General features: G+C 69.1%; 13 protein-coding genes. 8 read left to right on the top strand and 5 right to left on the bottom strand.

Annotated elements, in window-relative coordinates:
• Window positions 1-390: 390 nt before the first annotated feature.
• A complete protein-coding gene (locus IEW24_RS12550; RefSeq protein ID WP_188579035.1) occupies window positions 391-1,407 on the bottom strand; it encodes a 1-aminocyclopropane-1-carboxylate deaminase in 1,017 nt (338 codons plus the stop codon).
• Complete coding sequence (locus IEW24_RS12545; protein WP_188579032.1) at window positions 1,404-1,571, bottom strand: hypothetical protein; 168 nt, start codon at window positions 1,569-1,571, stop codon at window positions 1,404-1,406. Before IEW24_RS12545 ends, IEW24_RS12550 begins: the two co-directional genes overlap by 4 nt.
• Here IEW24_RS12545 and IEW24_RS12540 point away from each other — a divergent pair.
• Window positions 1,570-2,034, top strand: a complete 465-nt coding sequence (locus IEW24_RS12540; RefSeq protein WP_188579031.1) for an Lrp/AsnC family transcriptional regulator — start codon at window positions 1,570-1,572, stop codon at window positions 2,032-2,034. The genes IEW24_RS12545 and IEW24_RS12540 overlap by 2 nt on opposite strands.
• Window positions 2,035-2,049: 15 nt before the next feature.
• Here the strand turns inward: IEW24_RS12540 and IEW24_RS12535 are convergent, their stop codons facing one another.
• Entirely contained in the window at window positions 2,050-2,463 is a 414-nt protein-coding gene (locus tag IEW24_RS12535; RefSeq protein WP_188579029.1) for an EVE domain-containing protein, read from the bottom strand.
• A gap of 235 nt (window positions 2,464-2,698) precedes the next feature.
• Between IEW24_RS12535 and IEW24_RS12530 the strand changes: the two genes are divergently transcribed.
• The gene (locus IEW24_RS12530; protein ID WP_188579027.1) at window positions 2,699-2,998 is read left to right on the top strand and encodes an antibiotic biosynthesis monooxygenase family protein; all 300 of its coding nucleotides are present in this window, start codon (window positions 2,699-2,701) and stop codon (window positions 2,996-2,998) included.
• Window positions 2,999-3,037: 39 nt separating this feature from the next.
• On the opposite strand, the gene IEW24_RS12525 is transcribed toward IEW24_RS12530, so the two are convergent.
• Both IEW24_RS12525 and tsaD read right to left on the bottom strand, forming a co-directional pair.
• Entirely contained in the window at window positions 3,038-4,024 is a 987-nt protein-coding gene (locus IEW24_RS12525; RefSeq protein WP_188579025.1) for an NAD(P)H-dependent glycerol-3-phosphate dehydrogenase, read from the bottom strand.
• Between the two features lie 28 nt (window positions 4,025-4,052).
• Window positions 4,053-5,114, bottom strand: coding sequence for a tRNA (adenosine(37)-N6)-threonylcarbamoyltransferase complex transferase subunit TsaD (tsaD, locus tag IEW24_RS12520; RefSeq protein WP_188579023.1), 1,062 nt, complete (start codon window positions 5,112-5,114; stop codon window positions 4,053-4,055).
• Between the two features lie 210 nt (window positions 5,115-5,324).
• Between tsaD and hemC the strand changes: the two genes are divergently transcribed.
• The 6 genes from hemC (at window position 5,325) to lepA (ending at window position 12,894) form a co-directional block, all read left to right on the top strand.
• Window positions 5,325-6,266, top strand: a complete 942-nt coding sequence (gene hemC, locus IEW24_RS12515) for a hydroxymethylbilane synthase (protein ID WP_188579022.1) — start codon at window positions 5,325-5,327, stop codon at window positions 6,264-6,266.
• Window positions 6,267-6,271: 5 nt separating this feature from the next.
• Complete coding sequence (locus IEW24_RS12510; RefSeq protein WP_188579020.1) at window positions 6,272-6,967, top strand: uroporphyrinogen-III synthase; 696 nt, start codon at window positions 6,272-6,274, stop codon at window positions 6,965-6,967.
• Between the two features lie 209 nt (window positions 6,968-7,176).
• On the top strand, window positions 7,177-8,589 hold the full coding sequence (locus tag IEW24_RS12505) for a hypothetical protein (protein WP_188579018.1): 1,413 nt from the start codon (window positions 7,177-7,179) through the stop codon (window positions 8,587-8,589).
• A complete protein-coding gene (locus IEW24_RS28990) occupies window positions 8,586-10,217 on the top strand; it encodes a heme biosynthesis protein HemY (RefSeq protein WP_280514977.1) in 1,632 nt (543 codons plus the stop codon). Before IEW24_RS12505 ends, IEW24_RS28990 begins: the two co-directional genes overlap by 4 nt.
• Window positions 10,218-10,300: 83 nt before the next feature.
• Window positions 10,301-11,059, top strand: a complete 759-nt coding sequence (locus IEW24_RS12495) for an ABC transporter substrate-binding protein (RefSeq protein ID WP_188579016.1) — start codon at window positions 10,301-10,303, stop codon at window positions 11,057-11,059.
• A gap of 29 nt (window positions 11,060-11,088) precedes the next feature.
• Window positions 11,089-12,894: a translation elongation factor 4 gene (gene lepA, locus IEW24_RS12490; RefSeq protein ID WP_188579015.1), complete on the top strand. Its 1,806-nt coding sequence runs from the start codon at window positions 11,089-11,091 to the stop codon at window positions 12,892-12,894.
• The last annotated feature ends 140 nt before the right edge of the window (window positions 12,895-13,034 follow it).

Below are 13,034 nucleotides of genomic sequence, written 5' to 3'. Positions count from 1 at the left end.
TGCCCCCCGCTCCGGACTGATCCACCCCTCACCAGCGGGCCGGTTCGCCCACGGCGGCGGATGGCCCCGGCCGTCCGCCGTCGCTGCCATCTCCGGGCGCAGCACGCCCGTGTTGAATTCCCCCGGTGGAATTCCGAACCAAACTGCCTTTGGGCCACATGGCCCTCCGCCCCCTGCATGGGGCAACTTCGAGCGGACCCCTGACCGGTGTCCGCTCCTCTTTCGATTTCCCGCCCCGCTTCAACCCGGCCAGCCTGCGCTCGGCCGGGTTTGGCTCGTTCCGGCGCGCGGACGCTGATCCGACGGTCAGCTTCGCCAGAACGCAAAACGGCGGGATGGAGACCATCCCGCCGTGCGCCCTGACCGGAAACTCTTCAGATAAGCGTGTGCTCAGCCATTGCGGAACGCATAAGCGTAGCCGTTCAGCGCCGGGGCGCCGCCGAGATGGGCGTAGAGCACCTTCGAGCCCTCCGGGAAATAGCCCTTCTTCACCAGATCCACCATGCCCTGCATGGACTTGCCCTCATAGACCGGGTCCGTGATCATGCCTTCCAGCTGGGCCGAGAGACGGATAGCGTCCTTGGTCTCTTCCGAGGGGACGCCGTAGGCCGGATAGGCATAGTCCTCGATCAGGACCACGTCGTCTTCCACCAGTTCCTGCCCCAGCTCCACCAGATCGGCGGTCCGGCGGGCGATCTCCAGCACCTGCGCCTTGGTCTGCGCCGGGGTGAAGGAGGCGTCGATGCCGATCACCTTGCGGGCGCGACCGTCCGCAGCGAAGCCAACGAGCATGCCGGCATGGGTGGAGCCGGTCACGGTGCAGACCACGATGTAATCGAACTTGAAGCCCAGCTCGGCCTCCTGCTGGCGCACTTCCTCCGCAAAGCCCACATAGCCGAGGCCGCCGAACTTGTGCACCGAGGCGCCGGCCGGAATGGCGTAGGGCTTGCCGCCCTTGGCCTTCACGTCGGCGATAGCGTCTTCCCAGCTCTTGCGGATGCCGATGTCGAAACCTTCGTCGCACATCTGCACGTCCGCACCCATGATGCGCGAGAGCATGATGTTGCCCACACGGTCATAGACCGCATCCTCATGCGGCACCCAGGCTTCCTGCACCAGACGGCACTTGAAGCCGATCTTCGCCGCCACCGCCGCGATCATGCGGGTGTGGTTGGACTGCACGCCGCCGATGGACACCAGCGTGTCGGCATTGGAGGCGATCGCATCCGGCACGATATATTCGAGCTTGCGCAGCTTGTTGCCGCCATAGGCGAGGCCGGAATTGCAGTCCTCGCGCTTGGCATAAAGCTCCACCTTGCCGCCGAGATGATCGGTGAGGCGCGAGAGCTTCTCGATATGGGTGGGGCCGAAGGTGAGCGGATAGCGCTCGAATTTTTTCAGGTTCATGGCAGGCCGTCCGGAAGGTTTTTTTCGATGCTTCGGATGCTAGCAAAGGCCCGATGGAAGGTGCTTTCGAATTTTGATCGTCCGATATGGATCATCGCGATGATCGATTGACTTTTTCGCTTCTCTCTTCCGTTTTTGATATCATCAACGGAAGAAGCTTCCATGTCCGATGAACTCGATCGCATCGACCTGAAAATCCTGCGCCTGCTGCAGGCGGACGGCCGCCTCACCAATGCGGATCTGGCGCAACAGGTGGCGGTGAGCCCGGCCACCTGCCACCGCCGCACCCAGCGCCTGTTCGAGCAGGGGTATCTGTCGGGCGTGCGCGCGCAGGTGAACCCGCACAAGGTGGAGCGGGGCACGCTGGTGATGGTGGGGGTGGTGCTGGACCGCTCCACGCCGGAGAGCTTCGGCACCTTCGAACAGGCGGTGGCGAAGCTGAAATTCGTGCTCGACTGCCATCTGGTGGCGGGCGACTTCGACTATTTCCTGAAGATCCGCGTCGGCGACATGGCCGACTTCAACCGCCTGCACGGAGAGAAGCTGATCGCACTGCCCGGCGTGCGCCAGACCCGCACCTTCTTCGTCATGAAGGAGGTGGTGGACAATGCGCCGCTGGAGTTTTGAGAACGGCCTAAGCCCTCACCCCTGCGCCAGCGACAGCACGATGTCCCACTCTTCATCCGTCACCGGCTGGACGGAAAGGCGGGAGAACTTGATCAGCGCCATGTTCTCAAGGCGCGGCTCGGCCTTGATGGTGGCAAGCGTCACGGGGTTTTTAAGCGGCTTCACCGCCTTGATGTCCACCATGCCGAACTTGCCCGTGGCGTCGGAGGGATCGGGGTAGAATTCGCGGATCACCTCCACGATGCCCACGATCTCCTTGCCCTCGTTGGAATGGTAGAAGAAGCCGGTGTCGCCCAGCTTCATGGCCTGCAACTGCTGCTTGGCGAGGTGGTTGCGCACGCCGTCCCAATGGGTACCCTTGGCGCCGGCCTTCACCTGCTGGTCCCAGGACCATTTGAAAGGTTCGGACTTGTAGAGCCAATGGGCCATGGGCGGCGTCTCCAGACAAATGCTCCCCCGCTCTACCCGCGCCGGCGCAGGCTTGGCAAGGAAAGCCTCGCGGACGCACACCCCGCCTTCCCCTACAGTCGCCCGATAAAATGCGGACACCGCATCCCGCCGCGCTTCCGCCCCGCGCACCCGCCCTTTATGGTCGCGCCCATTCGACATGCGGCCCCGCCCGGAACGGGGCGCGGTGGCCGCCCGCGTAACGAGGAGACGTCCCATGGTTTATGAGCTGGCGGTTATCCGCATCCATGACGGCAAGCAGGCCGAGTTCGAGGCTGCCGCGAAACAGGCCATCCCGCTGTTCCAGCGCGCCAAGGGCTGCTCGGGCATGGAGATCCGCCATTCCGTGGAGACCCCGACCGAGTACCACCTGATCGTGAAGTGGGCGACGCTGGAGAACCACACGGTGGATTTCCGCGAGTCGGAAGACTTCCAGACCTGGCGCGGCCTCGTCGGCCCCTTCTTCGCGCAGCCGCCGGCCGTGCAGCACCTCGACACGCTGTTCGTCGGCTTCTGAGCGACGATCAATAGCCGCCACGCACGCGTGGCGGCGCCTTCACGCCTCCGCGCGCTGCGGGCGGGCCATCAGGGCCTCGATAGCCCCTTCCACCGAGAGCTTGCCCGCCAGCACCGCGTCCACCGCCGCGCAGATGGGCATCTCCACCTCCCGCTCCGCCGCCATGGCGACGAGCGCGCTCGCCGTGAACGCCCCTTCCGCCAGCTTGCCGCCCGCAGGGGCCTTGCCGGTTTCGCCCAGCGCGAGCCCGAAGGCGAAGTTGCGCGACTGCGGGCCGGACGTGGTGAGAATGAGATCGCCCAGCCCCGACAGGCCGGTCAGCGTATCCGGCAGCGCGCCGAACGCCCGGCCGAAACGGGCCAGCTCCGCAAAGCCGCGCGCGGTGAGCGCCGCGCCCGCGCTGGCACCGAGCCGCCGGCCGGCGACGATGCCGGAGGCGATGGCGAGCACGTTCTTCGCCGCCCCGCCGATCTCCACGCCCCGCACGTCGGTGGAGTGATAAAGCCGGAAGGTGGAGGAGCCCAGCGCCGCGGCCAGATCCTCCGCCATGCCGCCATCCGCGCCCGCCAGCGTCACGGCAGTGGGCAGGCCGCGCGCCACATCGTCGGCGAAGCTGGGGCCGGAGAGCACCATGGGCGTGACCTCGGGCGCGGCGGCGGCAATCGCATCGGTCATGAAGGCCAGCGTGCCGCGCTCGATGCCCTTGGCGCAGGACACCAGCGGCGTGCGATGGGCCATCAGCGGCTTGAGCTCGCCGGCCACCTTGCGGCACACCTGCGCGGGAACCACGAGCAGCACCGCATCGCAGGCGGCCGCATCGGCCAGTTGCTCCACCGGGATGACGCCGGGTTCCAGCGGCACGCCGGGCAGGCCGCGCACATTCTCGTGCCGGGCCACCATGTCGGCCACATGGTCAGCATTGCGCGCCCACAGGCGCACGTTGCGGCCGGCGCGGGCGGCGGCATTGGCCAGCGCCGTGCCCCACGCCCCCGCGCCGACGACGCCGATATGCTCGAACGCGCTCATGCGGCCCCCCGTCGCGAGGTGAGAGCGCTCATGCGCGGGCCGTGAGTGGCGTCGGGTCGAGGGGCCAGCGGGCCTTGGGAGACAGATGCAGCGGATCGGTGAGCCCGCGCGACAGGCGCTCGGCTCCCGCCCAGGCGATCATGGCGCCATTGTCCGTGCACAGCTGGGGCGGCGGCACGGCGAGGCGCGTGCCCGCATCAATGCTCAGTTTCTGCAAGGCGGTGCGGATGGCGCCATTGGCCGCCACGCCGCCCGCCACCACGAGGGCGGTGGGCGCGGTGCCCAGCTTCTCGCGGAAGACCCGGCCGCCCGCACGCACCCGGTCGATGATCACATCCACCACTGCCGCCTGGAAGCTGGCGCACAGGTCCGCCACGTCCTGATCGGACAAAGGCGCGAGGCGATCGGCCTCCAGCCGCACGGCGGTCTTGAGGCCGGAGAGGGAGAAGTCCGGCTCACGGCGGTTGAGCATGGGGCGCGGGAAGGCGAAGCGCTCGGGATCGCCCTGTAGCGCCTGCTTCTCCACCTCGGGGCCGCCCGGATAAGGCAGGCTCAGCATCTTGGCGACCTTGTCGAAGGCCTCCCCGATGGCGTCATCCAGCGTGGTGCCGAGGCGGCGATAGCGCCCCACGTCTTCCACCGCCAGCAACTGGGTGTGGCCGCCGGAGACGAGCAGCAGCAGATAAGGAAAGGCCACGCCGTCGGTGAGGCGGGCGGTGAGCGCGTGCGCCTCCAGATGGTTCACCGCCACCAGCGGGCGATGGGCAGCAAGCGCGATGGCCTTGGCGGTGGTCAGGCCCACGATGACGCCGCCGATGAGGCCGGGGCCGGCAGCGGTGGCGACCGCGGAGAGATCGGAGAAGCCGATGCCGGCGTCCGCCATGGCCTGCGCGATCACATGGTCGAGGATTTCCACATGGGCGCGGGCGGCGATCTCGGGCACCACGCCGCCATAGGGCGCGTGCTCCTCGATCTGGGAGCGCACCACGTTGGAGCGGATGTCGCCGGCCCCGGAGGGCGAGCGCGCCACCACCGCCGCGGCGGTTTCATCGCACGTGGTCTCGATGCCGAGCACCAGAAGATCCGCCACCGCTTGTTGCCTCCTTCACCGGAGCCGCCAGCTCCATGCGGGCAGTCACCTCCGTCACCACCCGGACTGGACCGGCCGGACGACGGGCTTTACATGGTCAGCTGAACCTCAGCGCACAACTGAACCTGCGCCGGAACCTCGCCCTATGCCATTGCGATTCCGGCTATCATTGTATGTGCCCCTCACACAAGACGCGATGCCCCACCCCTGATGCCTGAAACTATCCCCTCCTCCACCCCGCGCCTCGCCATCGGCACCCGCGGCAGCCCCCTCGCCTTGTGGCAGGCCCATGCCGTGCGCGATGCGCTGGCCGCCGCCCATGGCCGGCCGGTGGAGAGCATCACCATCGAGATCATCAAGACCTCCGGCGATGCCATTCAGGATCGGTCCCTGTCGCTGGCCGGCGGCAAGGGCCTGTTCACCAAGGAAATCGAGGAAGCGCTGCTGAGCGGGCGCATCGACCTCGCGGTGCATTCGGCCAAAGACATGGCGACCGCACTGCCGGACGGCCTGTTCCTCTCCGGCTATCTGCCCCGCGCCGATGTGCGTGATGCGCTGATCCTGCGCGAGGGATCGGGCCTCGACGATCTGGCGCCCGGCGCCCGCGTCGGCACCGCATCGCTGCGTCGGGAAGCCCAGTTGCGCCGCATCCGGCCCGATCTCGATGTGCAGCTGCTGCGCGGCAATGTGCAGACCCGGCTCGACAAGGTGAAGGGCGGCACGTTCGACGCCACCTTGCTGGCGCTGGCCGGTCTCACCCGGCTCGGCCTTGCCCATGAGGCGAGCGCCATCCTCGACACCACCCATTTCCTGCCCGCCGTGGGTCAGGGCGCCGTGGCGATCGAGAGCCGCGAGGGCGATGCGGCCACCAATGCCGCCATCGCCGCCATCGCCTGCCGGAACACCGGCATCGCGCTGGCCGCCGAACGCGCCCTGCTGACCGCGCTGGACGGCTCCTGCCGCACTCCTATCGGCGGTCTCGCCACGGTCGAGGGCGACCGCGTGCGCCTGCGCGGCCTGATCCTCGCCCCGGACGGCACCGACGCCGCGGAGGCGGATGAAACGGCCCCCATATCGGATGCCGCCCGACTCGGTGCGGAGATGGGTGCGCGGCTGCGCGACACCGCCCCCGCCCGCACCCTCGGCCTCTGAAGCCGGTGCGGCTTCTGGTCACACGGCCGGAACCCGCCGCCGGGGCCACCGCCCGGCGCCTCATGGCGCTGGGGCATGAGGTGATCGTCGATCCCATGCTGCGCATCGTGGATACGGGCGCGCCCCTGCCGGGCGGTCCTCTGCATGCGATCGCCTTCACCAGCGTCAACGGCGTGGAGGCCCTCGCGCGGCATCAGGACCGCGCCACCCTGCCCGCCCTGCCCACCTTCGCGGTGGGCCGCCGCACCGCTGCCGCCGCACAAACGGCGGGCTTTACCGACGTAACCGATTGCGCGGGCGACGTGGCGACGCTCGCCGCCGCCCTCTCGCGCCTGCCGCCGGGCTCCCGCGTGCTGCATGCGGCCGGAGCCGAACGGGCGGGCGATCTGGAAGGGGCGCTGGCCCCCCATGGCGTCACGCTGGTACTGGCCGTGCTCTATTCCAGTGTGCCCGCCGATGCGCTTGACCCCGCCACCGTAGACGCCCTTGCGGCAGGCCGGCTCGACGCCGTGCTGCATTATTCGCCGCGCACGGCGCAGGCAGTGCTGCGGGCGGTGGATGGCGCGAACGTGAGCGGACCTTTTCGCAATCTCAGACACTTGTGCCTGTCACAGGCAGTTGCCGCGCCATTGCTGGCTTTCGGGGCCAGGGCGGAGGTGGCGGAACGGCCGGAAGAGGACGCCCTGCTCACTTTGCTGTAAGGCTTAAGGCGTAGGGCTGCTCTGAACGTGCATCCTCCCGATCCGTCCCGTGCGGTTGCCGGATGGGCGGGTGGTGCACTACCTAAGAGTTATTCCAGCAGGCACGCTCAGCGCCCCTGCGCGGGACATTGCGACAGGCCGTAACGGCCGCACGGATTTCACGGGGCAGCGCCCGGCGCGCCCCGACAGTTGAGTTGGCGAGGAGGCCCATGGCGAGCGACGATCCCACCGCCAAGAGCGCCCGCGGCCCGAAGGGCCACGGCAACGCGACCCCCGGCCCGGCGCCGGCAGCCAAGGACGCCCCCGGCAAGGATGCTGCGGCCAAGGATGCTTTGGCGAAGGATGCTGTGGCCAAAGATGCTGCGTCGAAGGATGCGACAAACACGAATGCCGGCCCGAACGACGCAGCCGCCAAGGCCGCGACGGATGGGTCTGCGACGGATGGGTCCGCGACGGATAAGGCCGTGACGGACAAGGCTGCGACGGACAAGCCGGTGGTCGCGGCCAAGGGCGGCACGACCACGGCGGCGCCCCATGCCGCCTCGACCGCGACCGCTGCCGCCTCAAGCGCCTCCGCTTCGGCCTCGCGCACCGCCGCCGAATCCGCCCGCACCGACAAGGTGGTGGAACCTGACGCCTATGAGGCGCTGGCCGCCGCCGAGACGCCCGTGGAGGTGGACCCGCCGGCCCGCCCGCAGCCGCCCTCCCCCTTCGTGCCGATCCTGTCCGGCGCGGTGGCGGGCGGCCTCGTGGCTGTGGCCGCCGCCTGGATCTTCACCCAGTATCTGCCGCCCCCCGCCCAGAGCAACACGGCCGGCCGCCTGTCGGTGCTGGAGGCGGAAGTGGCGCGCAACCATGCCGCCAATGCCGAGCGCTTCGACAAGGTGGAAGCCGCGCTGCGCCAGATGCCGTCCTCCGACGTCACCGCCGGCCTCGCCAAAGCCAGCGCCGACATCGCCGCCTTGCGCACGCAGGTGCAGACCGGCGTGGACAGCGCCAAGGCGCAGTCCGGCGACGTCAACCAGCGCCTCGCCGCAACCCAGAAGCAGCTCGATGAGCTGGCCACCTCGTCCCGCGCGCTGGATCGCGCGGCGGCGGCGGTGGCGGTGCTCGCCAGCCTGCGTGACGCGGTGACGTCCGGCCGCCCGTTCGCGCAGGAGCTGGATGCCGCCCGCGCCGTGCTCGGTGCCAGCGCCGGCAGCCTCGATCCCTTCGCCACCGCCGCCAAGAGCGGCTATGCCCCACCTGCCAAGCTCGCCGACCGGCTGGCCGAGGCCGGTGGCGTGGCGCTGGATGACACCGCCGCCTCAGGCAACGGCCAGAACAGCGGACTCATCGGCCGTTTCCTCTATAATGCCGAAGGGCTGGTGAGGGTGACGCCGCCCGGCGGCTCCGGCGCCGCCGCTGCGCCCGATGCCGCCGCCGCGATCAAGACCGCCGTGGCCGCGCTGAAGGCCGGAGATCTGGCCGCCGCCCTCACTGCGCTCGCCACCCTGCCCGCCCCGGTGCAGGAGAAGCTGAAGCCCATCACCGCCGAAATCGAGGGCCGCCGTGATGCGGCCAATACCGCCGGAGCCCTGTTCCAGCAGGCGCTGGCCGCCATTTCCGGGAAGGTGCCGTGATCCGCCTCGTTCTCTTCCTTATCGTCCTCGCGCTCGTCGCCTTCGGCGCCTCCTGGCTGGCCGACCGGCCGGGCGAGATGCTCATTGCCTGGCAGGGCTGGCGCATCGAAACCACGGTGCCCGTGGCGCTGGCGGCGCTCGCCGCCTTCAGCGTGGCGCTGCTGGTGGTTTGGCACCTGCTGTCGCTGCTCATCCGCTCGCCGAAGCTGCTGGTCGGCTTCTCGCGCCGTCGCAAGCGCGAGAAGGGCTGGGCGGCGGTGTCGCGTGGCCTGCTCGCCATCGGCTCCGGCGATATCGAGGCGGCCAAGCGCGCCCGCGCGGATGCCCAGAAATACCTGCCGCGCGAGCCCCTGACGCAGTTGCTCGCTGCCCAGTCCGCCCAGTTCGCGGGCGATCAGGACGAGGCGCTGCGGGTGTTCCGCACCATGCTGGACGAGCCCGGCACCCGCCTGCTCGGCCTGCGCGGCCTGCACATCGAGGCCCGCCGCTCCGGCGACATCGACGCTTCCCGCGTGCTGGCCGAGGAAGCCGCCAATCAGGATCCGGCCCTCACCTGGGCCGCCGATGCGGTGATGGAGGCGCGCTGCGCCGAGGGCGACTATCCCGGCGCCCGCGCGGTGCTGGAAAAGCAGATGTCCCATCGCGGCATCGACAAGCTCCAGTATCGCCGCCGCCGCGCCGTGCTGTTGGCCGCCGAGGCGCTGGCGCTGGAGGTGAGCGACCCGCCGGTGGCCCGCGAGCGCGCGGTGGAGGCTGTGCGCCTCGCCCCGACGCTGGTGCCTGCCGCCGCCGTGGCCGGGCGCCTGCTCGGCAACAATGGCGACCTGCGCAAGGCCACCAAGATCGTCGAGACCGCATATGCCGCGACCCCGCATCCGGAGCTGGCGGATGTGGCCGCCCGTCTGCGGCCCGGTGATGCGGCGCTCGACCGGCTGAAGCGCATCCGCGCGCTTGCCGCCAAGGCCCCGGACCATCCGGAAAGCCTGATCGCGCTGGCCCACGGCACCATCGACGCCCAGCAGTTCGCGGAAGCCCGTGCCCTGCTCCAGCGCCTGTCGCAGGAGCCCACCCAGCGCGTCTGCCTGCTGATGGCCGAGCTGGAAGCCACCGAGCACGAGGATGTGGGCAAGGCCCGCGAGTGGGCCGCCCGTGCGCTGCGCGCGCCGCGCGATCCGGCGTGGATCGCCGATGGCCGGGTGTTCGACGAATGGGGCCCGGTGTCCCCCGTCACCGGCAAGCTCGACGCCTTCATCTGGGCGGTGCCGCCGGGTGTGTCCGCGACCCCGGTGCTGGAGCACGAGGCCGAGCGCGTGCGCACCGCCATCGCCGCCATCCGCGAGAAGGAAGAGGCCCGGCGCGAAGTGGAGCGCGCGGCCGAGCTGGAGAAGCTCAGCCACGCGGCGCCCGTGCCCGCCACGGCGGAAGATGCGAAGCCGGTGGACGCGAAGCCCGCCGAAACCAAGCCTGCCATCGCCAGTCCAGCCACCGCCAAGCCTGCCCCCGCCAAGTCCGTGGAGGCTCCGCCGCCGGTGGTGGCGCTGCCGCCCTTGCCGGATGATCCCGGCCCGGTGACGGATGCGGAGACCGCCGAGCCGGCGCCCGCCCGCAAGCGGCTGTTCGGCCTGTGAGCGCGCCGGGGGGCGCCCTCACCCGCCGGAGCCACTTTCCGCCACGCCGCATCGTCTGCCTCACGGAGGAGACGGTGGAGACGATGTACCTCCTGGGCGAGGAGGAGCGCATCGCCGGGGTATCCGGCTATGCGGTGCGCCCTCCGCAGGTGCGGCAGGAGAAGCCCCGCGTCTCCGCCTTCACCACCGCCGACGTGCCCAAGATCCTCGCCCTCGAGCCGGATCTGGTGCTGGCCTTCTCCGATCTTCAGGCCGACATCGCCGCCGACATCGCCCGCGCGGGCCTTGCGGTGCATGTGTTCAACCAGCGCGACATCGCCGGCATCCTCGGCATGGTCGCCACGCTGGCGGCCCTCATCGGCGAACCGGTCAAGGGCGCTTCCCTGGTGGACCGGCTCTGCGCCCGGCTGGAGATCGTGGGCGAGCGCGCCCGCACCCTGCCCCGCCGTCCCCGCGTCTATTTCGAGGAATGGGACAGCCCCATGATCTGCGGCATCGGCTGGGTGTCGCAGCTGATCACTTTGGCCGGCGGCATCGACGTCTTCGCCGACAAGGCCAAGGGCGCCGCCGCGCGCGACCGCTTCGTCACCCCGGAAGAGGTGATCGCGGCCGAGCCGGACCTCGTCATCGGCTCATGGTGCGGCAAACGCTTCAACGCCAAGGCTTTCGCCGAGCGGCCCGGCTTCGACGCCCTGCCCGCCGTGAAGGCGGGCGCGCTTTACGAGATCAAGTCGCCCCTCATTCTTCAGCCCGGCCCCGCCGCTCTGACCGACGGACTTCGGGCGCTGGAACGGCTGATCCGGGGCTGGGCGAACGCCGACGCCGAGCAGCCGGCCTTGTAGGCGCCACGGCCCAATGCTATGCGGCGCGGATGACCGCGACCGCCCAGAAGAACATCCGCAACTTTTCCATCGTCGCCCATATCGACCATGGCAAGTCCACGCTCGCCGACCGGCTGATCCAGCTCACCGGAGGACTGTCCGAGCGCGAGATGTCCGATCAGGTGCTCGACAATATGGACATCGAGCGTGAGCGCGGCATCACCATCAAGGCCCAGACCGTGCGCCTGTCCTACAAGGCGCAGGATGGCGAGACCTATACGCTGAACCTCATCGACACCCCCGGCCACGTGGACTTCGCCTATGAGGTGAGCCGCTCGCTGGCCGCCGTGGAAGGCTCGCTGCTGGTGGTGGACGCCTCGCAGGGCGTGGAAGCGCAGACGCTGGCCAATGTCTATCAGGCCATCGACAACAATCACGACATCGTCCCGGTCCTGAACAAGATCGACCTGCCCGCCGCCGAGCCGGAGAAGGTGAAGAGCCAGATCGAGGACGTGATCGGCCTCGACGCCTCCAACGCCGTGGGCATCTCGGCCAAGACCGGGCTCAATATCGACCAGGTGCTGGAAGCCATCGTCACCCGCCTGCCCCCGCCCGTGGGCGACCGCAGCGCGCCGCTCAAGGCGCTGCTGGTGGACAGCTGGTACGACACCTATCTCGGCGTGGTCGTGCTCGTGCGCGTCATCGACGGCACCCTGAAGAAGGGCATGCGCATCAAGATGATGGGCACGGACGCCGCCTATGACGTGGACCGCGTGGGCGTGTTCACCCCCAAGATGGTGGCGCTGGAGAGCCTCGGCCCCGGCGAGATCGGCTTCCTGAACGGCTCCATCAAGGAAGTGGCTGATACCCGCGTCGGCGACACCATCACCGAAGAGAAGAAACCCACCGCCGAGGCGCTGCCGGGCTTCAAGCCGGCGCAGCCGGTGGTGTTCTGCGGCCTGTTCCCCGTGGATGCGGCCGACTTCGAGGATCTGCGCGCCGCCATGGGCAAGCTGCGCCTCAACGACGCCAGCTTCTCCTTCGAGATGGAAACCTCGGCCGCGCTCGGCTTCGGCTTCCGCTGCGGGTTCCTCGGGCTGCTGCATCTGGAGATCATCCAGGAGCGGCTGTCGCGCGAGTTCAACCTCGACCTCATCGCCACTGCCCCCTCGGTCATCTACCAGATGGAGATGAACGACGGCTCGACCATCGAGCTGCACAATCCGGCCGACATGCCGGACGTGGTGAAGATCAAGGAAATCCGCGAGCCGTGGATCCGCGCCACCATCATGACGCCGGACGATTATCTCGGCTCGGTGCTGAAGCTCTGCCAGGACCGGCGCGGCAACCAGATCGAGCTGACCTATGTGGGCGCGCGCGCCATGGTCACGTACGACCTGCCGCTGAACGAGGTGGTGTTCGACTTCTACGACAAGCTGAAGTCGATCTCGAAGGGCTATGCCTCCTTCGACTACGCCATCACCGACTATCGCGAGGGCGACCTCGTGAAGATGTCCATCCTCGTCAATGCCGAGCCGGTGGATGCGCTGTCCATGCTGGTCCACCGCACGCGGGCGGAATTCCGTGGCCGCGCCATGTGCGAGAAGCTGAAGGACCTGATCCCGCAGCATCTGTTCAACATCCCGATCCAGGCGGCGCTGGGCGCCAAGGTGATCGCGCGCGAGACCATCAAGGCCCTGCGCAAGGATGTGACGGCGAAGTGCTACGGCGGCGACGTATCGCGCAAGCGCAAGCTTCTGGACAAGCAGAAGGAAGGCAAGAAGCGCATGCGCCAGTTCGGCAAGGTGGAGATTCCGCAGGAAGCCTTCATCGCCGCGCTGAAGATGGACGACTGAGGCGCCCGTCTTTCTGGACTTTGCCAGCTCCCGCGAAATGCGGCACGCTCCCACGGCCCGGCTCCAGTCCGGGCCGTTCGCATGTTGGGGAGGCGTGCATCGGCCCGGCCCATCCGTGCCTGCTGCCGCCGCGCCCGACA

This window comes from Azorhizobium oxalatiphilum, from assembly GCF_014635325.1.
GTDB classification, from domain to species: Bacteria; Pseudomonadota; Alphaproteobacteria; order Rhizobiales; family Xanthobacteraceae; genus Azorhizobium; species Azorhizobium oxalatiphilum.
The sequence above is the reverse complement of the archived record's forward strand: the minus strand, read 5'-3'. Positions and strand labels throughout refer to the sequence as shown.

Coding starts and splice junctions, on each gene's coding strand:
- IEW24_RS12550 (WP_188579035.1), bottom strand. CDS start 1,407: ATGAACCTGAAAAAATTCGAGCGCTATCCGCTCACCTTCGGCCCCACC.
- IEW24_RS12540 (WP_188579031.1), top strand. CDS start 1,570: ATGTCCGATGAACTCGATCGCATCGACCTGAAAATCCTGCGCCTGCTG.
- IEW24_RS12545 (WP_188579032.1), bottom strand. CDS start 1,571: ATGGAAGCTTCTTCCGTTGATGATATCAAAAACGGAAGAGAGAAGCGA.
- IEW24_RS12535 (WP_188579029.1), bottom strand. CDS start 2,463: ATGGCCCATTGGCTCTACAAGTCCGAACCTTTCAAATGGTCCTGGGAC.
- IEW24_RS12530 (WP_188579027.1), top strand. CDS start 2,699: ATGGTTTATGAGCTGGCGGTTATCCGCATCCATGACGGCAAGCAGGCC.
- IEW24_RS12525 (WP_188579025.1), bottom strand. CDS start 4,024: ATGAGCGCGTTCGAGCATATCGGCGTCGTCGGCGCGGGGGCGTGGGGC.
- hemC (WP_188579022.1), top strand. CDS start 5,325: ATGCCTGAAACTATCCCCTCCTCCACCCCGCGCCTCGCCATCGGCACC.
- IEW24_RS12505 (WP_188579018.1), top strand. CDS start 7,177: ATGGCGAGCGACGATCCCACCGCCAAGAGCGCCCGCGGCCCGAAGGGC.
- IEW24_RS12495 (WP_188579016.1), top strand. CDS start 10,301: ATGTACCTCCTGGGCGAGGAGGAGCGCATCGCCGGGGTATCCGGCTAT.
- lepA (WP_188579015.1), top strand. CDS start 11,089: ATGACCGCGACCGCCCAGAAGAACATCCGCAACTTTTCCATCGTCGCC.